At 50.9% G+C, this 21,591-nt stretch carries 19 protein-coding genes and 1 tRNA gene; 12 read left to right on the plus strand and 8 right to left on the minus strand.

Features of this window, described 5'->3' with window-relative positions; genetic code table 11:
* On the plus strand, positions 1-185 hold a 185-nt coding region (locus EHT25_RS33080), incomplete at its 5' end, for a hypothetical protein (RefSeq protein WP_221622356.1).
* On the opposite strand, the gene EHT25_RS31295 is transcribed toward EHT25_RS33080, so the two are convergent.
* Positions 175-1,077, minus strand: coding sequence for a manganese catalase family protein (locus EHT25_RS31295; RefSeq protein ID WP_124879402.1), 903 nt, complete (start codon positions 1,075-1,077; stop codon positions 175-177). The two genes, EHT25_RS33080 and EHT25_RS31295, sit on opposite strands and share 11 nt — an antisense overlap.
* 146 nt (positions 1,078-1,223) lie before the next feature.
* Here EHT25_RS31295 and EHT25_RS31300 point away from each other — a divergent pair, with 146 nt between their 5' ends.
* From EHT25_RS31300 to EHT25_RS31315, 4 genes are all read left to right on the plus strand, one after another.
* The gene (locus EHT25_RS31300) at positions 1,224-1,775 is read left to right on the plus strand and encodes a bestrophin family protein (RefSeq protein WP_185731555.1); all 552 of its coding nucleotides are present in this window, start codon (positions 1,224-1,226) and stop codon (positions 1,773-1,775) included.
* Positions 1,776-2,037: 262 nt separating this feature from the next.
* Positions 2,038-2,895 carry a helix-turn-helix domain-containing protein gene (locus EHT25_RS31305; RefSeq protein ID WP_124879404.1) on the plus strand — a complete coding sequence of 286 codons (858 nt, stop codon included), beginning with the start codon at positions 2,038-2,040 and terminating at the stop codon, positions 2,893-2,895.
* Between the two features lie 67 nt (positions 2,896-2,962).
* On the plus strand, positions 2,963-3,952 hold the full coding sequence (locus EHT25_RS31310; protein WP_229311864.1) for an aldo/keto reductase: 990 nt from the start codon (positions 2,963-2,965) through the stop codon (positions 3,950-3,952).
* An 11-nt stretch (positions 3,953-3,963) separates the two neighbouring features.
* On the plus strand, positions 3,964-4,191 hold the full coding sequence (locus tag EHT25_RS31315; RefSeq protein WP_124879406.1) for a hypothetical protein: 228 nt from the start codon (positions 3,964-3,966) through the stop codon (positions 4,189-4,191).
* A 272-nt stretch (positions 4,192-4,463) separates the two neighbouring features.
* Here EHT25_RS31315 and EHT25_RS31320 read toward each other — a convergent pair.
* A tRNA-Ile gene (locus tag EHT25_RS31320) sits at positions 4,464-4,537 on the minus strand.
* A 160-nt stretch (positions 4,538-4,697) separates the two neighbouring features.
* Here EHT25_RS31320 and EHT25_RS31325 point away from each other — a divergent pair.
* The 6 genes from EHT25_RS31325 to EHT25_RS31350 all read left to right on the plus strand — a co-directional run bounded on the left by EHT25_RS31325 (position 4,698) and on the right by EHT25_RS31350 (position 13,624).
* On the plus strand, positions 4,698-5,972 hold the full coding sequence (locus EHT25_RS31325) for an HD domain-containing protein (protein WP_124879407.1): 1,275 nt from the start codon (positions 4,698-4,700) through the stop codon (positions 5,970-5,972).
* Between the two features lie 74 nt (positions 5,973-6,046).
* Entirely contained in the window at positions 6,047-7,078 is a 1,032-nt protein-coding gene (gene lpxD, locus EHT25_RS31330) for a UDP-3-O-(3-hydroxymyristoyl)glucosamine N-acyltransferase (protein ID WP_124879408.1), read from the plus strand.
* 75 nt (positions 7,079-7,153) lie between these two features.
* The gene (locus EHT25_RS31335) at positions 7,154-8,548 is read left to right on the plus strand and encodes a bifunctional UDP-3-O-[3-hydroxymyristoyl] N-acetylglucosamine deacetylase/3-hydroxyacyl-ACP dehydratase (protein WP_124879409.1); all 1,395 of its coding nucleotides are present in this window, start codon (positions 7,154-7,156) and stop codon (positions 8,546-8,548) included.
* Positions 8,549-8,652: 104 nt separating this feature from the next.
* Positions 8,653-9,447 (plus strand): acyl-ACP--UDP-N-acetylglucosamine O-acyltransferase, encoded by a 795-nt coding sequence (lpxA, locus tag EHT25_RS31340; RefSeq protein WP_124879410.1) that lies wholly within the window; start codon positions 8,653-8,655, stop codon positions 9,445-9,447.
* A gap of 63 nt (positions 9,448-9,510) precedes the next feature.
* Complete coding sequence (locus tag EHT25_RS31345) at positions 9,511-10,125, plus strand: ABC transporter ATP-binding protein (protein WP_124879411.1); 615 nt, start codon at positions 9,511-9,513, stop codon at positions 10,123-10,125.
* Positions 10,126-10,363: 238 nt separating this feature from the next.
* The gene (locus EHT25_RS31350) at positions 10,364-13,624 is read left to right on the plus strand and encodes a T9SS type B sorting domain-containing protein (protein ID WP_229311865.1); all 3,261 of its coding nucleotides are present in this window, start codon (positions 10,364-10,366) and stop codon (positions 13,622-13,624) included.
* 3 nt (positions 13,625-13,627) lie between these two features.
* Here the strand turns inward: EHT25_RS31350 and EHT25_RS31355 are convergent, their stop codons facing one another.
* Together EHT25_RS31355 and EHT25_RS31360 are read right to left on the minus strand one after the other, a co-directional pair.
* A complete protein-coding gene (locus EHT25_RS31355) occupies positions 13,628-13,834 on the minus strand; it encodes a helix-turn-helix transcriptional regulator (RefSeq protein ID WP_124879413.1) in 207 nt (68 codons plus the stop codon).
* Positions 13,835-13,845: 11 nt separating this feature from the next.
* A complete protein-coding gene (locus EHT25_RS31360) occupies positions 13,846-14,187 on the minus strand; it encodes a hypothetical protein (RefSeq protein ID WP_124879414.1) in 342 nt (113 codons plus the stop codon).
* A gap of 209 nt (positions 14,188-14,396) precedes the next feature.
* Between EHT25_RS31360 and EHT25_RS31365 the strand changes: the two genes are divergently transcribed.
* A complete protein-coding gene (locus EHT25_RS31365) occupies positions 14,397-15,107 on the plus strand; it encodes a head GIN domain-containing protein (RefSeq protein ID WP_124879415.1) in 711 nt (236 codons plus the stop codon).
* 191 nt (positions 15,108-15,298) lie between these two features.
* On the opposite strand, the gene EHT25_RS31370 is transcribed toward EHT25_RS31365, so the two are convergent.
* From EHT25_RS31370 to EHT25_RS31385, 4 genes are all read right to left on the minus strand, one after another.
* Positions 15,299-18,418 carry an efflux RND transporter permease subunit gene (locus tag EHT25_RS31370; protein ID WP_124879416.1) on the minus strand — a complete coding sequence of 1,040 codons (3,120 nt, stop codon included), beginning with the start codon at positions 18,416-18,418 and terminating at the stop codon, positions 15,299-15,301.
* A 141-nt stretch (positions 18,419-18,559) separates the two neighbouring features.
* Positions 18,560-19,615: an efflux RND transporter periplasmic adaptor subunit gene (locus tag EHT25_RS31375; protein ID WP_124879417.1), complete on the minus strand. Its 1,056-nt coding sequence runs from the start codon at positions 19,613-19,615 to the stop codon at positions 18,560-18,562.
* A gap of 81 nt (positions 19,616-19,696) precedes the next feature.
* A complete protein-coding gene (locus EHT25_RS31380; RefSeq protein WP_124879418.1) occupies positions 19,697-21,031 on the minus strand; it encodes a TolC family protein in 1,335 nt (444 codons plus the stop codon).
* A 77-nt stretch (positions 21,032-21,108) separates the two neighbouring features.
* Positions 21,109-21,585 carry a MarR family winged helix-turn-helix transcriptional regulator gene (locus tag EHT25_RS31385; protein ID WP_124879419.1) on the minus strand — a complete coding sequence of 159 codons (477 nt, stop codon included), beginning with the start codon at positions 21,583-21,585 and terminating at the stop codon, positions 21,109-21,111.
* Between the last annotated feature and the right edge of the window lie 6 nt (positions 21,586-21,591).

Below are 21,591 nucleotides of genomic sequence, written 5' to 3' on the forward strand. Positions count from 1 at the left end.
CCGGCCGGTTACGGCGCTGGACGTGCTTCCTTAGCACCGTAACGCAGGAGATGGCGATCAGCCACCAGGCTCTGCTGTGGCCGCATCCCGGTTTTTGCTCGGGGGCTTACTGGGCAGCAAGGCCCGGTTTTTTTCGAAAAAGTCCGGGCCTTACTTTTCAGGAAAGTCACTGGGTTACAGTTTGATGCCCAGTTTTTTGGCGATATCGGCAAACATTTGGGGGTCGATGTCGTCGGCCCCGGGAGCGTTGAGTTGCGGTTCTTCGTCGAGGTCGGGGGCCGGGAAACCTTCCGGCGATCCGAAAACCACCTCCACTTCCTGCCCGTCGTCGGGGTGCGGACCGTTCCAGATTAGCCCGGCCTGCTGGTAGTCATCCTGGCTGAAGGTATACAATTTCAGGTGCAACTTGTTCTCCATAAACTTTCGGGCCTCCGGGAAGGCATCGTTGCTCAAATCCGGAATCGGCAGCAGTTTGGTTACGGCCACGCCGGTCAGTTTTTCCAGCGCTTTGGCATAGGCCACCACGTGCAATCCCCCGCGAACCAGCAGATAGCCCACCATGGTCCGGGCGGTTGGATCATCGACCATTTCGTAGACCCGCATTTTATTGGCCCGGGCCCCACACTCCAGGAAGAAATTGTGCAGCAAATCCAGCTTCAGATTCCCGCTACTGAATACGTTGTCGCCGGTCCAGTAATGCCCCATTGAATCCATCGCGAGTGACGACTGGCCACTGGCAATAAAATGGTGGGTGTTGCGGGCATCGACGCCGTTGGCCAAGGGCCTGGTCGTGGGGTCGAAACCGCGTTTGCTGGCACCAGTAAGCAGCAGGTTGGTGGTATAAGAAACCACTTCGATGTGGCCATACTCTTCTCCAGCAATGCTGCAGATCAGGTCGTAGAACGGGCGAAGTTTTTTCCGGCCCCGGAAGTTAAACGACTGAAACGTGTAATTCATCAGGGTTGACATTTCCCCAAACTTGCCTCCGAGCAGTTCCTGTACCGCAGCCGCGCTGTTGGGCGAGGGGTTTTTCGGGGTAGGCAGCTCAATCGGCAGCCGGTCCATCTTCAAAATCATAACATGAGCTGGTTAAACGTGAATGTATTTAATCAACCATTCACCCTGCAGACGATCTCATTTTCGGGTTGAATAATGAGGATTCGGCCGGTTCAACTCAGGTAATTGCTACGGTTCTTGCCGATTTATTAAATACATTATTCAAGTTGCGAATTGAATACCCCAACGAACTGGCCATCCGGTTGATATGCTGTCATCTGGGGTTTGTACACGCCCTCAAACAAAGTTTACGCCGTACCCATGCCGCTGATTACCAGTGCTATCTGGAGCCGTCCGATCTGACCAGGCTCACCCGCTACACCACTATCCCGGCGGCTCTGCTGGATCGCCAGGCCGAGGATCTCCAGACGTTGCGGCAAACCGGCCCGGTGGATGGTTTCGCGTTCCTGGCCCTGAACGAATTGCTGGTTCGCTTCAGTGACAGCATGGGCCGCTGTGAGCGAATCAAAAACACGCTGTTTCCGGTGACGTACTGGTATTTTACCCGGGTGTTTATCTGGCTGCTGATTGTGATTCTGACCATCGATGTTGCCGAAGAAGCCGGCAGGTGGTCGATTGGGCTGGTTAGTTGGGTTTGTCTTTCATGTGACGCATCTGAACGGGCTGAATCTGGTCAATCCTTTCGATGGCAATCCGGCCAGCGTCCCGCTGGATTCGCTTGTGTGCACCATCGAAATCAACGTCTTGCAAACGCTTAACTCCTCTTCAATTCCCGGGCCGATCGAAGCGGTAGATGGCGAGTATATTCTATAGGTTGCCACTACTAAATCGAATCAACGTGCGGTTTTCAACTAGCAAACAATGTAGCGGTTCAGGGCGACATCCAGGTTTAGGAGGCAGAACGTCCGAACGCGTTGGAGGGTTAACATCGGCGATTTGAAAATTATACACTCGTCCTGGTCTGAACCACGAAAACCGGATTCCAGTCCTCATCCGGCGTATTTTCGTTACTTTTATCCCATGCAGACCGTTGAATCCCTACTTACGTACAATCGGCAAAACAGCAAGCTCGCCATCCGTCTTATTTCGCCTGCATTCGGACATCTCCCGTCTGAAATGGCGCAGCAATACGGCCTAACGCACCGAAAACCGCACTATTTTTTCCTCTTCATGCTAAAAGGTCATACCCGGCATGGTGTCGATCTCCAGCAATTTGATGTAAAAGCCAATGAACTTCTTTTTATCCTGCCTCACCAAATCCACCGGCTTCCGGCAACGAAGGAAGGGACGGATTACTTCAAACTTGGGTTTGATGAAAATTGCCTTTCCCGCTTACCCAAACACTATGCCTTCCTTGTCAACCCGTTTAACAGTCAAAAAATACCATTTTCGGCAGCGGCAACGGCGCGATTAAAAGCGATCTTCGAAATCCTGCTCAACCTGCTAAGCACAGTAGATACCGATCCTGAACTCATCCTGGCTCACCTCAACAGCCTGTTAGCCGAAATCAACAGCGCGTATTTTTCCACGGATAAAAGTCCGGCCGACGACAACCTGACCAACTACATCCGTTTTAAACTCTTCGTAGAAGATAACCTGACGGCTCATCCAACCATCCCTGAAATTGCCCAAAAACTTGCTCTCAACACCAACCGGTTATACACCCTTGTGAAACATTATTCCGGACGTTCTCCCAAAGAGTTCATCATCAGTCGTCTGATACTGGAAGCCAAGCGTCGTCTGTACTACGCGGAAAGTTCCACCAAAGAACTGGCTTATGACCTGGGTTTCAACGATCCTGATTACTTTTCCCGCCTGTTTAAAAAAGTAACCGGCCAGACCATCGCCACCTTCGTGCAGGATTTGTCCGGGAACTAATACGTTTTGTCCAGCCCATTCGCTGCCGGACTTCTGACCTTTGTTCCCGTACTTATTAATCAAGGTGATGAACAGAAAATTAGGAACAAATGGCCCACTGGTCTCATCCATTGGGTTAGGTTGTATGGGCATGTCGGGGGCGTACGGTCAAAGCGACGACAAGGAATCCATTGCGACCATCGAACGAGCCCTTGACCTGGGGCATAACTTTTTAGATACGGCTGATTACTACCGTTTGGGCCACAACGAAGAACTGATTTCCCAGGCCATTAAAGGAAAACGGAACAAAGCCTTTCTTTCCGTAAAAACCGGTCAGCTGGTCACTGCTGCCCCAGACGGCTCAATGGCACCCGGCCCGGTCAGCGGCCATCCAAATCACCTTCGCAACGCGGTTTTTTACAGTCTCCGCCGGTTGAAAACGGATTACATCGATCTTTACACGCCGGCACGGGTCGACCCGGCTGTTCCAATCGAGGAAACGGTCGGAGCCCTGGCCGACCTGGTCCAGAAAGGGCTCATCCGGTACATCGGTCTCTCGGAAGCCTCCGCTGAGTCGATCCGTAAAGCCGCTGCCGAACACCCCATCACCGCCTTACAGATTGAATACTCACTCTGGAGCCGCGATATAGAAGCCGAAGTCCTACCAACCATACGGGCATTCGGAATTGGGCTGGTTGCCTATGCTCCGTTAAGCCGGGGCTTTTTAAGTGGTGAAATCCGGACACCCCAGGATCTCAAGGACAGTCGCATCAACATGCCCCGCTACCAGGACGAAAACTTCGACAAGAACCTGGCGTTGGTTGAAAAGATCAAAACGCTGGCCACTGCAAAAGGCTGTACGCCCGCTCAATTAGCGATTGCGTGGGTCCTTGCCCAGGGGGACGATATCATTACCATTCCCGGCACCAAACGAATTCACTATCTGGAGGAGAACCTAGCCGCTGAAAACGTGCCGCTTAGCCGGGAAGACCTGCAAAGCATTGAAGCCATCGTGCCCGCCGGAATCGTTTCAGGCACCCGCTACCCGGAACGGTTTATGAATGCGCTAAATCGATAGGACTTCAAAGGATGCGCTGGTTCAGCGCATCCGAAATTTCTTTATTGGCCCAACCCCGTAATTCCGGCGTTTGCAAGCGATTCGCCAGCAACGGCCCGGTGGTGGCGCTGGAAGTAAAGCTATCGAATTCCCCAATTCTGAAGCGGGGCACATCAGTAGCGCAGGAAGAGTTGGGCCAGTTACCCATTCTGGTCGTAACGCCTTCGGCTGGCAATTATCCGTTTCGGGTGTGGAGGTAGTGGATATCGATTCGCTCTGGGATCGGTTGAGGGAAATGAAGACACTGGCTCAATCGAATTGAAAAGATAGATGCGGAGGCAAATGGATGGAGATCTATTTTTTCCAGGCATTCTAAAAATGGTCCAGCCAAAAAAAGACCGCTCAGCGGTGAATGGAAATAAGTTAGCTTCTAGCTGCGAAAACCACCGGTTTTGAATGGTCTATCTGGAAATGGGTAGCAAACAAAAAAGCCACTCACGGCTTTTTTGCTGTAAGTGGCTGATTGTCACTGTGGGCCCACTTGGAATCGAACCAAGCACCTACTGATTATGAGTCAGTTGCTCTAACCGAATGAGCTATAGGCCCCAACCGGAAAACCGGTACCTTTTCCAATTTGGAGAAAGGTAGGCAAATATACAAAAATCGGGTTCTCCTTCAAATCGCGGTCGTAAAAGTCGATCGAAATGCCCTGCAACACTCTTGGCCATTTTGGCGTATATTTGCCTTTGAACCTGTCCCATTCCACTTGGCTTCCCAGAACAAAAAAAAAATACTGAATGACCCCGTCTATGGGTTTATTACCATTCCAAACGATCTGACATTCGATCTGGTGGAACACCCGTATTTTCAACGGCTCCGCCGAATCAAACAGCTGGGACTATCGGAACTGGTCTATCCGGGCGCGTTGCATACCCGGTTTCACCACGCCTTGGGCGCCATGCACCTGATGGGGCAGGCCATCCAAACGCTGCGCAGCAAAGGACACGCCATTTCTGAACGGGAATGCGATGCCGTCCAAATCGCCATTCTGCTGCATGACATTGGTCACGGCCCGTTTTCGCACGTGCTGGAATACTGCATTCTGCAAGGCATTGCGCACGAGCGGTTGTCGCTTCTGTTGATGCAGGAACTCAACCGGCAATTCAATGGCAAACTCTCGCTGGCGATTCAAATGTTTGAAGGAACATACCACCGGCCGTTTTTTCACCAGTTGATTTCCAGTCAGTTGGATATGGATCGGATGGATTACCTGAACCGGGACTGCTTTTATACCGGCGTGGCGGAAGGAACCATTGGCGCCGACCGGATCATTAAAATGCTTGATCTGGTGGAGGATCATCTGGTAGTGGAAGCCAAGGGGATTCTGAGCATCGAAAATTTCCTGAGCTCCCGGCGGCTGATGTACTGGCAGGTTTACCTGCACAAAACGTCGCTCTGCGCCGAGTCGATGCTGGTGCAGATTATGCGACGGGCGCGGTTTTTGTTGACACAAACGGAGGGGAATCAGGATAAAAGTGATGCGGTTTTTACAACTCCCGCCTTGCGGACCTTTCTGTCAAAACCGGTAACGATGGAGGAGTTTGAAACCCATCCGGAATACCTGAACGCTTTTACGCAACTGGATGATTACGACATCTGGACGAGCATCAAATTCTGGAGCCAGCATCCCGACCGGGTTTTGTCGACGCTCTGTCACATGCTGCTCGACCGGCGGCTGTTCAAAATTACGATGTCTGATCAGCCGTTTGTCGGAGAATTGGTTCACGTAATTGAACAGCAATTGCTGAGTGCCGGTGTTCAACAGGATGAATTGTCCTATTTTCTGGTCGAAGGCGTTGCAACCAATTCGGCGTATTTACCGTCTATCGATAATATAAATATCAAGCTAAAAAATGACCGGATTATCGATATCGCCGATGCCTCCGATCTACCCGGTATTAAAGCGCTAACCAATATGGTCAGCAGATACTACGTCTGCTGGGCGAAAAACCTGTCTCAAAGGCCGGTTTGGTTGGTATAGTTCAATTTGTTCTCTACCTTAGCGGCACAAATATCCGAGTAATACAAAGCCCCAACGACGATTACGTCTACTCTATGGAATTTACAGTAAAGCAGATTGCTGCCCTGCTCGGCGGTACAGTTGATGGGAATGAATCTCTGAAAATCAGTCAACTGTCCAAAATTGAAGAGGGTAAAGAGGGGAGCATCTCGTTTTTAGCTAATCAGAAATACGAACCTTTTTTATACACAACAGCCGCTTCGGCGGTCATTGTCAGTAAAGATTTTCTGCCCAGACAACCCGTACAGGCCACCTTAATTTTCGTGGATAACTCCTATTCTGCGTTTACTATTTTATTGGAGCAGGTAAACCGGTTACAACGAGGGGATAAAGTAGGGGTTGAGCAGCCTTCTTTTATCGCCGATTCGACCCGGACGGGCGAGTACATCTACCGGGGGGCATTTTCGTACATTGGCGAGCATTGTGTGATTGGGCACAACGTTAAAATTCACCCACAGGCTTACATCGGTAACAACGTTACCATCGGCGATAATACCGTTATTCATACCGGAGCCCGAATCATCGACAATACGGTTATTGGGAAAAATTGCGTGGTGAAAGCCAATGCGGTGATTGGCAGCGAGGGGTTTGGGTTTGCGCCCGAAGCCGACGGCAGCTACCGGGCGATTCCTCAACTGGGCAACGTTATTATTGAAGACAACGTCAGTATTGGGGCTAATACCACGATCGATTGCGCCACGGTGGGTTCTACCATTATTCGACAGGGTGTCAAACTGGACAATCTGATTCAGGTGGCTCATAACGTTGAAATTGGTAAAAACACGGTGATTGCTGCACAATGCGGTATTGCGGGCTCAACGAAAATCGGCGAAAACTGCGTCATTGGCGGACAGACTGGCATAACAGGACATATTGTGGTGGCAAACCGAACGAAAATTGGTGGCCGGACGGGCCTCATGAACTCGGTGAAGAAAGAGGGATTATCGTTCAGTGGCATGCCCGCATTCGATGTGAAGGGTAATCTGCGCTCATCGGTCATTTTTCAGCGGTTGCCAACCCTCGAAAAACGCGTTGATCAGTTAGAAAAAAAACTAAACAAACAGTAGCTGCAAGCGAACGGTTCCTTACGGAATAACCGTTATCAAGTGGCAATAAAAGTCTTCAGGTCAGAAGCTTACGGAATGAATACCAAACAGCAGACAATACAAAAGGCAGTATCGGTATCGGGCGTAGGGCTACACACAGGCGTTATGGCAACCATGACGTTCCTGCCCGCACCCGCCCATCATGGTTACAAATTTCAACGCGTCGATTTGCCGGGCCAGCCGATTGTCGATGCCGACGTCGATAATGTGGTCGATCTGTCGCGCGGCACCACCCTCGAACAGAACGGTGCCCGCATTCATACCGTCGAACACGCACTCGCGTCGCTGGTCGGTTTGCAACTTGATAACATCCTGATTCAGCTCGACGGCCCGGAACCGCCCATCATGGACGGCAGTTCGATCAAGTTTATCGAAGCCTTGCAGGATGCCGGTATTGAAGAACAGAATGCGTATCGCAACTACTTCGAAATCAACGAGTACGTTCATTACAAGAACCCGGAGAAAGACATTGAAATTGCGGCTTTACCGCTCAGCGATTACCGGCTTACCGTCATGGTGGACTATAATTCGCGGGTGATTACGAGTCAGCACGCTTTCCTGAACGACATCAATCTGTTTTCGTCACAGATTGCCAATTGCCGGACATTCGTGTTTCTGCACGAACTGGAAATGCTTTATAAGCAAAACCTGATCAAGGGTGGGGATCTGACGAATGCCATCGTGATCGTCGACCGGGATGTCCGCGAAGGCGAACTGGATTACCTGGCTGACTTGCTGAATAAACCGAAAGTCAGTGTCAACAAGAAAGAGGGCATTCTGAATAACCTCGATCTGCATTATCCGAACGAAATGGCCCGCCATAAACTGCTCGATCTCGTCGGCGATCTGGCGTTGGTAGGCCGGCCCATCAAGGCGCAGATTCTGGCAGCCCGGCCGGGTCACGCGGCTAACGTGGCGTTTGCCAAGAAGATCAAGAAGTTGATGCAGAAAAATGCCGCGAACACGAGCCCGGCCTACGACCCGACTCAGCCACCGGTTTACGATTTCCACAAAATTGCGAGCTTACTTCCGCACCGCTATCCCTTCCAGATGATCGACAAAATCATCGCGCTGGACGAGAGCAGCGTTGTTGGCATAAAAAATGTAACCATGAATGAGCAATACTTCATGGGGCACTTTCCGGGAAATCCGGTGATGCCGGGCGTTCTGCAGCTTGAATCGATGGCCCAAACCGGCGGAATTCTGGTGCTGAGCACCGTTCCCGATCCGGAAAACTACTGGCCGTACCTGATCGGTATCGAAAACTGCCGCTTCCGGCGCAATGTCGTTCCGGGCGATACGGTTATTTTTCGGTGTGAGTTTATCTCGCCCATGAAGCGGGGGATTGTCAAAATGTCCGGGAGGGGGTACGTCGCCGGGCAGCTTGTCTGCGAAGCCGAAATGATCGCCAGTCTTGTTAAGAAAAAATAGGTTTAAGGTTTAAAGTATAACGTTTAAGGCAACAAACGGCTCCATTTCAGCGTCTATCCTTAAACATTAAACCTTAAACATTAAACATTAAACCACGAAGTTTAATGATTCAACCACTTGCATACATCCATCCTGATTCTAAAATAGCTCAAAACGTTGTTATCGAGCCATTTGCGATTATCCATAAGGATGTCGAAATCGGGGAAGGAACCTGGATCGGCTCCCACGCCGTCATCAATGAAGGAGCCCGCATCGGCAAAAACTGCCGCATTTATCCGGGGGTCGTCATTTCCGCCATTCCACAGGATTTGAAATTCAAAGGCGAGTATACGCTGACGTTTGTGGGGGATAACACCACCATCCGCGAATACGCCACGGTAAGCCGGGGAACGGAAGAACACCGCCGGACCGAAATTGGCAGCGACTGCCTGATCATGGCGTATGCGCACGTTGCCCACGACTGCCGGATCGGGAACCACTGCCTCATTGGCAATACCGTTCAGATGGCGGGCCACGTTCACCTCGGCGACTGGGCCATTATCAGCGCCTTCAGTGCGGTTCATCAATTTGCCAAAATTGGCATCCACGCCTTTATTTCGGGCGGTTCGCTGGTTCGGAAAGACGTTCCGCCCTTTTCCAAAGCCGCCCGCGAGCCGATTACGTACGCCGGTATCAACTCCGTGGGCTTACGGCGTCGCGGATATACTAACGAACAGATCAACCAGATTCAGGAAATTTACCGCTATATCTACCTCCGCGGGTTGAACAACGCCGAAGCGCTCACCCGCATCGACCTGGAATTGCCGCCTTCCGACGAACGCGACGAAATCGTCAACTTCATCCGCAACTCCGAACGCGGCATCATGAAAGGACCGTCGGGCCGGGAAGTGGGCGAATAATTAACAATGAATAATGAACAATGAAGCGCGTGTGTTTCATTGTTCATTATTCATTATTCATTTATGCAAATCACCACCGAACGACTTGGCAAGCGCTTCCGGCGCGAGTGGATTTTCCGAAACGTTGATCTGACGCTGCTGGCTGGAAACAGCTATACGTTTGTGGGGCCCAACGGGAGCGGAAAATCGACTTTACTGCAAACTATCGCCGGTGTCTTGCCCGCTTCGGAAGGAACGATCCGGTATTCAGTTGAAGAAAAACCGGTCGAAATCGACGACTGGTTTCGCCATCTGGTGATAGCCGCTCCCTATCTTGAATTGATTGAAGAATTGACGCTGCTCGAATTGCTGACGTTTCACCAGTCGTTCAAACCCTTCAAAAATGGGATCACACCCGATCAGCTTTGTGAATTGATGTACCTGAACCACGCCCGGAACAAGGAAATCAAAGCGTTCTCGTCGGGCATGAAACAGCGGGTAAAACTGGGGCTGGCCTTCTATTCCGACGCTTCCATTGTTATACTCGACGAACCGACCTCAAACCTTGACAAACAGGGTGTTGCCTGGTATAGCGAGCAGGTTCGACAGCTGTCCGGCCAACTGCTGCTGATCGGTTCCAACCAACCCGACGAATACGATTTCTGCCCCAACGTCATCGACATCAGCCGCTGGAAATAGGTTGCCTGTTCTTTTCGTAACACCCCAAAAACTAAGCATCGGTAACATATAGTTGCAACTCTTCCCGCCGTTATGGAGTCATGATGAGAAGATAGAGGTGAGACAAGAGAGTAGAGATCGTTTTTTTCCAAATTAGAGTAAAGTCTTTGCTCTCTTGTCTCACATCTTTCCTCTAAAATACCTATTTTAGAAATCGTTTTGATGTTGTCGGTCTATGTGGAGAACGTTTACTGTTTCTTTGATTTGGTTCACTTTCGGCCTGTTTGCTACGGTTTTTGCCGGTAAGCCCGGCGGAGCCGATCCGGCGAGCAATGCCGTGCGGTTTGTTCAGAATAAAGGGCAATGGGCTTCGGAAGTGCTGTTTCGGGCTGAATTGCCGGGCGGTTTTTTGTTTTTGAAAAAGCAGTCGCTTCACTACGTTTTCTACGATACCGAAGCGCTGGATCGAATCCATTTGGGCCAAACTACTCCGGCATCGGCCGCGTCCCGAACGGCGTCTCCTCCCGTACAATCCGAGCCCCTTGTGCGGGTTCACGGGGTGGAAGTTCAGCTTCAGAATAGCCGGTCTGACGCGCAAATCGAAAGTAAAAACCGCATTTCCGAGCACCTGAATTACTTTTTAGGAAATGATCCCAACCATTGGGCCAGTGCTGTACCGGCTTTTGGTGAGATCGTTTATCACGACATTTACCCGGGAATCGACCTGCGTATGTTTGCGTATTACCAGACAATGAAATATGAATTTCTGGTAAAACCGGGTGCGGACCCGTCGGTTATTCGAATGCAGTACGATGGCGCTACGGCGGTTCGTTCGGAGAAAGGACAACTGGTGGTTGAAACCAGTCTGTTGCCGTTTCGGGAAGAAAAACCGTATTCCTTCACCGAAAAAAATAACAAAACCACCGAAGTTCCGGCCGAATGGACGCTGGAAGGAAAAACCGCTTCGTTTCGTTTTCCGGCCCAATACGATTCCCATCAACCACTTACCATCGATCCGACGCTGATTTTCTCGTCCTATTCGGGATCGGTCAGTGACAACTGGGGCCATACGGCTACCTACGACAACGAAGGCAATTTGTATACCGCCGGAACCGTTTTCGGAAACAGTTTTAGCCCAGCCACCGGTGCTTTTCAGACCAGTTACGGAGCCGAAATTGACATAGCGGTTTTAAAATTCAGCCCGGACGGAAAGCAGTTGCTGTATGCTTCTTATTTAGGTGGTTCCACGGGCGAAACTCCTCACAGTCTGATTGTTAATAGTAAGAACGAACTGCTGATTTACGGCGTAACTTCATCCGTTAATTTCCCGACAACGACCAACGCTTACAACCGGAAATTTGCGGGCGGTACAGCGTATACGCCCATTGGAAATTCGCCACCCGAACCGGCCACTCCCATTCAGTCCATTTATTTCAGAAACGGAACGGACTTGTTTATTGCCAACATCAGCACCGATGGCCGGGCGTTGAAGAACAGTACGTACGTCGGGGGTTCATCGAATGACGGAATTAATTACGCCAGTTTATTTCTGGGTATCTACAATTACGGTGACGACCTGCGCGGAGAAATTGTGGTCGACAAGAACGACAACGTTTACGTGGCAACGGTAACCTTATCTGCTGATTTCCCAACAACTGCCAACGCTTCTCAAACAAAACTTCAGGGACCGGCCGATGCGATTTTGCTGCAATTGAGTCCGGATTTAAGTCAGTTAACCTGGAGTACCTATTATGGCGGTAGCGGTTACGATGTCGCCTATGCCCTCCGCACCGCCGAATCGGGAGCCATTTATGCCGTAGGAACCACGCTAAGTGCCGACCTGCCCGCCACCGCCGGAGCGTATCAGCCTCAGTTTGCCGGGCGGGAAGACGGTTTTCTGGTCAAATTCGTAAATAAGCGGCTGGAACGCAGCACCTATTTGGGCACCGTTGCCGACGATGCGGCTTATCTGATCGATCTGGATCCGCAGGAAAACCCACACGTATTTGGCTTAACCAAAGGGACTTACCCGGTTTCGGCGGGGGTTTATCAAAATGCCAGTAGTGGACAGTTCATCCACGCGCTTGATCCGTCTCTTTCCAAAACCATTTTTTCAACCGTTGTCGGTTCCGGTCGGGCCAATCCGGATATTTCACCGACGGCTTTTCTGGTCAACGAATGCGGTAACATCTATTTATCGGGCTGGGGAGGAACCGTAAACGTGCGAAATGGCATTCTGACCAGCAATACGAGGGGGCTGCCGGTAACCGCTGACGCGTATCGAAGAACAACCGACGGCAGTAACTACTGGATTGCGTTACTGGAACAGGGAGCAAAATCGCTCCTGTATGGCACGTTTTTCGGCAGCGAAAACCTGACCGGGCGGGGTGACCACGTCGATGGCGGCACCAGTCGTTTCGACAAAAGTGGGGTGATTTACCATGCGGCCTGTGCCTGCGGAGGTACCCATTTTCCGGTGACAACACAAGCATGGTCGCAAACCAACAAAAGCTCCAACTGCAACAATGCCGCGTTCAAGTTTGACATCGACCGTCTGAAGGCCACCTTCGATGCGTACCAGGGCACGCAAAAAGACGTGATCCAGGGATGTACACCCTTGACACTCAACTTCGTCAATACCAGCGAGGGGGGTATAACCTATGCCTGGGATTTTGGTGGCACCGGCACGTCGGCCAGCCCGACGCAGGTAAGTCATACGTTTGACAAACCGGGGGAATACACCGTTACGCTGACGGCCTTTAATAAACTAACCTGCAAGCGCGTCGATGTGGCTCAGAAGGTGATCAAAGTGTTTCCGGCCGATTTCAAAATCAGCAAAGACACGACCATTTGTGCCGGTCAGCCGGTGCAATTGCTGGCGAGTGGCGGCAAAACGTACGAGTGGACGCCGTCGCAGGGGCTGGCCAGTGCGACCGTGAGCAATCCGGTGGTCAATCCGACTAAAACGACCACATATGCCGTAAAAATGACGAACGAAAACGGGTGTTCAATGACAAAAAACGTCACCATCACGACGGATGATTCCTTCCGGCCCGTGGCTGAAGTCCGGCTGAGTTCGGAATGCGGTAAACCGATGAAAGTTGAATTGGTCAATAAAACCGCCGGAGCGACCGGTTTTCAGTGGGCGATGGGAAATGGCGATACGCTGAAGACCAACTCGCCGGAACCCTACCAATACGCGCAATCCGGGCAGTACCAGATTACGGTGACCTCCTCCAAAAACGGCTGTAGTCTGGCGCTCAATCTGCCGGTGACGATCGAAAACATGAGCGAAGTGCCCAATGTGGTAACCGCCAATAACGATGGCAAAAACGATGTTTTCAACGTCGGTTTTACGGGGGCAACACTGGAAATCTTTAACCGCTGGGGCAAGCAGGTGTACCGCAGCGAAAACTACAACAACTCCTGGGGGCGGGATGCCGCGAACGGTTTATATTATTACCTCCTGACAACGCAACGTGGCACCAAATGCAAGGGTTGGGTGGAGGTGCTGGAGTGATTTTTACGCCCAGTCTTTTTCTTCCAGCACGAAAATAGTCTCAAGGGCGACGTTAAATATAGAAGCAAGTTTCAACGCCAAAGTCGTTGAAGGAACGAACTTGCCAATTTCAATTGAATTTATCGTTTGTCTGGAAACGTTCACTTTGTCGGCTAGCTCAGCCTGCGTGATATTCAGCTTTGCCCGTTCAACTTTCAACGTATTTTTCATGTGCTGTCCGGTTATTCCCAGAAAAAATAAAATCGTACATAATAGATACTGAGGGCCAGGGCAAAAACGAGGATCAGAAAATGGTTAATGTCCGTGAGCTGGAACGAAATCAATTGATGCGTGTAGAGATTGGAACTGAGCAGTTTGAAACCGTAGGCCAGCGTGAGTGCAAGGAATGTTGAAGAGGCTTTCAGGAGAATGGCCCGTTCATCCTGTTTTTTCTCTTTGCTGATTAACAGGGTAAATAACCCGACGAGTAAAGGCAATTCTGCTCCCGCCGACGTGTCGATCAGGATGGTTACCATTCCGATTCCGATTAACAAAATGCCCACATATTTGATCAGGTGCCTCATGATACAAGAGTTTGGTTTTCTTGTCTAAAAGTACACTTTGTAAGATAAAAAGACAAATAAACTGTACTTTTATAAAGCCTTTTTTAATTCCTCCTGTTGGCCTGACGGGGGGAATATAAAAAAGTTTTCTCTGCCAATAGGGGTACGGTTTCTGACGCGGGTCATAGCGGCATACAACAACAAATGCATTCCAAATTGCTATGACAACGATGAAATTCACATCCATTCTTTCCGCATTTTTCGTCCTGGCCCTGGTGTCGCTGACTTCCTGCGACTTTGAGCGTATCGGCCCTTATGAGGAAGACGACCGTTCGTACGGGCTGACCAATTTCGATCGCCTGGATATGGGCAGTGCTTTCAACATCACCGTTCGGGCGGGGAGTACCTACAGCATCGAAGCGCGCGGCAACCGCCGGGATCTCGATGACCTCGATATGTATACGAGCAACGGTACGCTGCGCGCCAAATACCGGAACAATTCAAGAAACCGCCGGTACGACATGAACATCACGATTACCATGCCAACGCTTCGGGGCGTCGATTTTTCCGGTGCTTCCCGTTCCGACGTGAGCGGTTTTCAGGGCTTGCGCGAACTGGATATCAAGCTCTCCGGCGCTTCCCGCGCCACGGTTGATCTCGACGCCGACCGGACCAACATCGATTTGTCGGGCGCATCCGACCTCGATCTGGAAGGAGCCAGCGGTTTATTGATCGGCGATTTATCGGGTGCCAGCAAAATAGAAGCCTTCGATTATCCGGTCGATGAAGCCGAACTGGATTTGTCGGGTGCCAGTACCGCCCGCGTCAAAGTAGCCAAACGGCTCAATGTAACCGCCAGCGGAGCCAGCAGCGTCCGGTATCGGGGAACGCCGGTTATCAAGTCCAATACGTCCGGTTCCAGCACGGTTCGGCAGGATTGATTTTTTAGAGAAAAGAAGTGAGAATAGAGACAAGCGATTTCCATGGACTGTGATGACACAGTCCATTTCTTTGTCCGATATTCTGAAAATAAAGTGGGCTGTGAGGACATAGCCCCTGGAGAAAAAGAAAAGGAACACCGATAAGTGTTCCTTTTCTTTCTTCTCTATTCTCACTTCTTTTCTCTAAAAAATCAAACCACTTCCAGTTCCTGCGGTTTTTTGGGTTTTACTTTCTTCCCGGAAAACCGGGCAATGATCCGATCGACGACCAGGTACATGGATGGAACGATCAGCAGCGTCAGCAGGAGAGAAGAGGTCAAACCGCCGATGATGACCCAGGCCATCCCGTTTTTGGTTTCGGCTCCGGCACCACTGGCGAGCGCAATCGGTAACATCCCCAGAATCATCGCCAGCGTCGTCATCAGGATCGGGCGTAACCGCTCTTTTCCGGCTTCGATCAACGCATGGATCACGTCGTGCCCTTCGGCCTTCAACTGGTTGGCAAAGTCAACGATCAGAATCGCGTTTTTGGCCACCAGACCCAGCAGCATGATCATCCCGACAATCGAGAAAACCGTCAGACTTTCCATCGTCAGCGCCAGGGCCAGCAAGGCACCCACCAGCGCTACCGGAATCGAGAACAACACGACGAACGGATACACCACGCTTTCGTAGAGGGCCACCATGATGAAATACACCAGCAAAATGGCAATCATCAACGCCAGCCCCAGGCTTCCGAACGCGTCGGATTGTTGCTGCAACTGACCCAGATACTGAATCGAAACACCTTCCGGTAGTTTCACTTTCGCCATTTTGGTCTGAATATCAGTACCCACCGTTCCGACCGGCCGACCCACTACCTGCGCATTGATCGTCACCGATGAAAGGCGGTCGATGCGTTCCAGTACGCTTTCGCCGATCTGTTCCTGAACGGTTGCAAACTGCGACAGTTCAAACATTTTTCCCTGATTATTGACAAACGTCAGGCGACTGATGTCCTCCGGTTTGGTGCGATCGAACCGATCCAGGCTGATCAGAATGTCATATTCATTTCCGTTCTGTTTGAATTTCGACTGGTCATTGCCCCGAAATGCATTCTGCAGGGCCATCCCAACGTCGGCCGCATTGATGCCCAGTTGCGCCATTTTCTCGCGATCCAGATTCACGGTTACTTCCGGTTTTGGATCTTTCACCGAATATTTTACGTCCTGCGTACCCGGAATGGACTGGGTTACTTCTTTTACCTGCGCAGCCGCTTTCCGAATAGCCGTCAGGTTGGTTCCTTTCACGGCAATTTGAATCGGGGCCTGTTGCGCGCCCACGATACCCACCGGACTAACGGTTACTTTCACGCCCGGTATTTGTGCCACTTCTTTTTTCAGGATCTGCCCAAAACCTTCCGTGGAAACCGTGCGCAGTTTTTTATCGACCAGTTTCACGTTCAGATCGGCAATGTTGCTGTTCGATGAGGTCGCAATACCGCTGCTCGTATACCCCACATTCGTGAACACATTGGTCACTTCGGGGTGTTTCATGATGATTTGCTCGGCCCGTTGTGCCAGTGCATTTGTCTGGTAAATGGAAGCCGTCGGAGCCAGTTCAATCTGGACACTCATTTCGCTCTGATCACTGGCAGGCATAAACGCACCTCCGATGAAACCCGCTGGCACCAGCGCAATCGCCCCGACCAGCATGGCAAAGATACCCAGAAATACGTACCGTTTATGACCCAGCGCCCAGACCAGGATGCGGCCATAAGCCGCCGTCAGCCGATCAATCAAACTCTCAAAACCTAGGTTCAAACGGCCCCAGAGCGATTTTTTGCTCAATACTTCAATTTTGCCAAACCGCGAGGCCAGTAACGGCGTCAGCGTAAAGGACACCAGCAAACTCATCAGCGTCGAGAAAACCACCACCAGCGCAAACTCCCGCAGGATGTTCCCGATCAAACCGCCCGTCATTGCCAGCGGCACGAATACCACCACGTCGACGAGCGTGATCGCCAAGGCCGTAAAACCGATCTCGCTTCGGCCGTCCAATGCCGCTGTTCGTTTATCTTTCCCCATTTCGAGGTGGCGGTTGATATTTTCCAACACCACGATCGAGTCATCGACCAGAATCCCAACCACGAGTGACAAGGCCATCAGGGTCATCAGGTTCAGCGAGAAGCCCATCAGGTACATGAGCGCAAACGTCGGAATCATTGACGAAGGCAGCGCCACCAGTACGAACATGGCCGACCGGAAGCTGTGCAAAAACAACAGCATGACCAGCGATACGATCAAAACCGCCAGACCCATGTCTTCCACCACCGCGTGGGCCGACGCCAGCGTATAGACTGACTGATCGGAAGCAATGTTGAATTTCAGCTTGACCTTGCTGTATTGTTTCTCCAGCTGGGCGATTTTTGCCTGCGTCAACTGGCTGACTGACACCGCATTGGCATCCGACTGTTTCTGGATTTGCATCCCGATGGACGGCCGGGCGTTGATGTGGTTGATCGCCGTCGGTTTGGTCGTTGCATCCACTACTTCGGCAAGATCCTTCAATAAAACCTGGCTACCATTGGTTTTCCGGGCAATAATCAGTTCGCGTAACCGGTTGGTCGTTTCGACAGACGCGTCAAAACGAATCGAGTATTGCGATTCCTGTGTTTCCAACTGACCCGCCGGATAACTGGTGTTAGCGGCTGTAATAGCCTGCGAAACCTGACCAATCGATACGCCGTAGGCGCGAAGTTTTTCGGGATTGACGTTAATCTGAATTTCCCGTTCGTTCCCACCAATGATATTGACCTGACCAACGCCGGAAACGTTCGACAACTGCGGTTTTAAGTCATTGTCAATCAGGTCATACAACTCCGTCGGCGACAGGTCAGCCGTAACCCCCATCCGCAAAACCGGTATTTCATCGGTCGAGAATTTGTTCAGAATTGGTCGGTCAGCGCCGTCGGGTAACAGGTTGACAATCTGCTCCACTTTGCGCTGGGCATCCTGCTGTGCCAGCGTCGTGCTGACGCCGTTTTTGAGCTGAATAATCACAATCGACGCGCCTTCCTGTGAGGTCGAGGTCATGCGATCCAGACCTTCCAGCGACGACAGGGCATCCTCAATGCGTTTGGTGACGTTCGTTTCCACCTCATCGGCGGAAGCACCCCGGTAAGTTGTTGCCACGCTGATGACGTTGGCTTCGAACTTCGGCAATAAATTATAAGACAATTGCTTGTAACTCAGCGCACCGAACAGAATTAGTACGATGAATACGGTTGTTACCAGCAACGGCCGTTTGACAGCTATTTCGGATATTGACATTTTAGTAGTTTTTTAACGTACCCACGGACCGGCGGGCGCTCCCGTTTAGTCCGTGAAATCCTGATCAAGAGTGATGTTCTGGAAATTTAAGAATCTCACGGACTGAACGGGGTCGCCCGTGCGATCCGTGGGTACGTGCGGTTATTTCGTAATTTCTACGGGTTTGCCGTCGCTCAAATTAAGCTGGCCTGTTGTAACAACCTGATCACCAGCCGATAAACCGTCCAGAACCTCAATCGAATCGCCAAACTCCCGACCCACTTTAATGACGCGTTTCTTCACCGCATTGCCATTCACGATGTAGACGTACGGGTTTTTGATGCTTTCAACGAGCGCCATACGCGGAATCTGTAACGCTTTCTGGTTGGATTTCTGCGAGAAATCGACGTTTACAAATGTTCCGGCTTTTAAGCCACCGGCGTTGTCGATCGTAATTTCGACCGGATAATTGTGTTCGTCGGTGCCTTGCGGGGCGATGTACGAAATGCGGCCGTTGAAGGTTTTTCCGGGAAATACATCCGCCGAAACCCGAACCGTCTGGCCTTCGCGCAAACCGTATACATCACTTTCATTGACTGGCACCTGCACTTTCAGACGAGCCACATCCAGAACCGTTCCCAAAACCGTCCCGACCGTGATGTACTCACCCGGTTCGATGTTCTTCTTCACAATCCGCCCGCTGATCGGCGCTTTCACGTTTGCATCCGCAATTTGCTTCTGAATCTGTTCGGCCTGATTGATGGCGTTTTCGTAGTTGTATTTCGTCTCGTTCAACTGGATTTCAGTGGTCGCATTTCCGGCCAGCAAGGTTGTGTAGCGCGTCACGTCCTTTTTCAGTTTCTCGATGTTCAGCCGGGTGGCTTCCAGCGACAGTTCTTTCAGTTTGTTGTCCAGTTCCACCAGCGAAGCACCCTGACGGATCGAAGACCCCAGCTCAAAATTCACTTTCGTCACTTTTCCGGCAGTCGTGGCCGTAATATCCGCTTCCTTGAACGGAATCAGGTTACCGGTTTTGATCAACTGCTGGCTAACGGTCCCTTCGGCCACTTCCGTCACCGTCACCGGAATGGCCGTGCTGGTGTTGGTCGGCAACTGGTTTTTTTCGTCGATTTTCTTCTTGTTGGAAGCCAGCCGGAAGCCGATGAGTGACGAAACGGCTAAAATGGCTACTACAACGATGAGGGTTGTCTTTTTCATGGTATTCGGTTGTATAACTTGCTGTTGTTGACCGGTTTCGTGTTCATGTTGGTAACCCATAGCACGAAACCATGAACTCATTTATTGAAGTTGGTTATAAAAGCTGAGCAACGTGCCCTGCGATTTTTCGAGATCGAGCCGGGCCTGATAAAAATTGATGAGTGAATTGATGTAGTTCGACTGCGACTGTTGGTACGAATTGTCGGCGTTGATCAGATCCGTCAGCGTTTTGGTGCCCTGTTTGTATTGCAGGGTGGTGACGTTGTAAACCTCCTGCGCCAGTTTCACGTTCCGGTCGTCGTTCTGCACGTTGGCCTGCGCCCGCTGAATCTGCGATTGAGCATTATTGAACTGGAGCCGGTACGACGCCGTGTTCAACCGTTGCTGTTCTTCCTGCGTCAACACGGTCAGTTTGGCCTGCTGAATCTGGGCGTCGCGCTGAAAACCGTCGAAAATCGGAACATTCAGCCGCAACCCGATGCTTCCAAAGCCCATGAAGTTGCTGAACGAATTACTGAAATCATTCGCCAGCACCAGCGAGCCGTAGTTGGCCGAAAAATTCAGCGTTGGCAGATACCCGGCTTTGGTGCGCTGCAGCTGCAGCCGTTGCAGCGACAGATTGGTTTCGGCCTGCTGGAAAGAAACCAGGTTTTTAGCTTCGAACTGCGACGGCTCCAAGGTCGGTACCTGCTTCATAATCAGTGAATCGGTAAGCACCAGCGCCTGTTCCTGCGGCAAACCCATCTGGAACTTCAGGCGGTTCAGTGCCAGATTCAGATCGTTTTCGGCCAGCGACAACTGCGACTTTGAGTTGTTCTGATTCACTTCCGTCCGGGTGTAATCAACCGGCTGAATGACGCCGTTGTCCCGTTGCAGTTTCAGAACATCCAGTACCTGCTGCGTCCGTTCAATATTATCTTTCAGTAACGCAATCTGCTGCTGGGCGATAAACACCTGGTAATAATTGCTCGTGATGTTATAAATGATTTCCTCGCGGGTCTGGCGGGTGTTCAGTTCGGCGAGTTGCTGGTTCGGTTTGGCGGCTTTCAGGCCCAGCAACAACGATTTGTCATAAATCGGCTGGGTCACCTGCGCGTTGACGTTGGTCTGATATTTTGAACCCAGCGTAATCCGGGTGGGTTCGGTACTGCCTCCTAGACCGGCGGGCAATAAAGTCGATTGCAGTTTCAGGTTATCGGTGAAGTTTCCCGTTCCGCTAACCTGCGGCAAATACAGGCCGAGGGCCTGACGGGCTTGCTGGTTGGCGGTTTCGGTTTGGTACTGTGCAATCCGAACGGTGCCGAAATGCTGGAGGCCGTAGTCGATGGCACTTTTCAAGGTCCAGTTCGTTTGTGCCCAACCGGGCAGCGAAGCGGTTGTTGAAAGCATTAAAATAAGAGCAGCTAACTTTTTCATAATTGTATTATACTGAGAAAAACTTTTATTGTGGACATATCAACAGTAGACATATCAACTATTTATTCAAAAGAAAATCAAACTTCAATCAGTGTCATTACTTTCCGCAGTAACCGAACCAGCGTTTCTACTTCTACGGGCGTCAGCTGGCTGGTCACCTCGTCATCCAGTCGTTTCGCGGTATTGACAATTTTTTCGATAATCATTTTCCCGGCAGGAGTTAGCTGAATCAGATTCTTGCGCCGGTCGATACTATCGGGTGTAATCCGAAGATATCCGTCCCGTTCCAATGTGCGAATTGAACGTTGAATGCCCGATTTATCCTTCTGCAATATGTTGGCGATATCCTGTTGCGAGAGTAATCCATCCGGTGAACAGTTGACGACAAAAAGCACCGGAAGCTGTTCTAACTGGAGCGATGACCCGGCTTTGGCCAGATCCCGGTTTGCTTTCTTGGCAAATAAATGGGAAACCTGGTTGACATTAAATAGGACAAGATTACCCATCATGGCTACTATTCGTTCTTTGATCGTTGTTTCTTCGTTGGAGATCATGGCTGC

The sequence above is a fragment of the Larkinella rosea genome, from assembly GCF_003858635.1.
GTDB lineage: Bacteria > Bacteroidota > Bacteroidia > Cytophagales > Spirosomataceae > Larkinella > Larkinella rosea.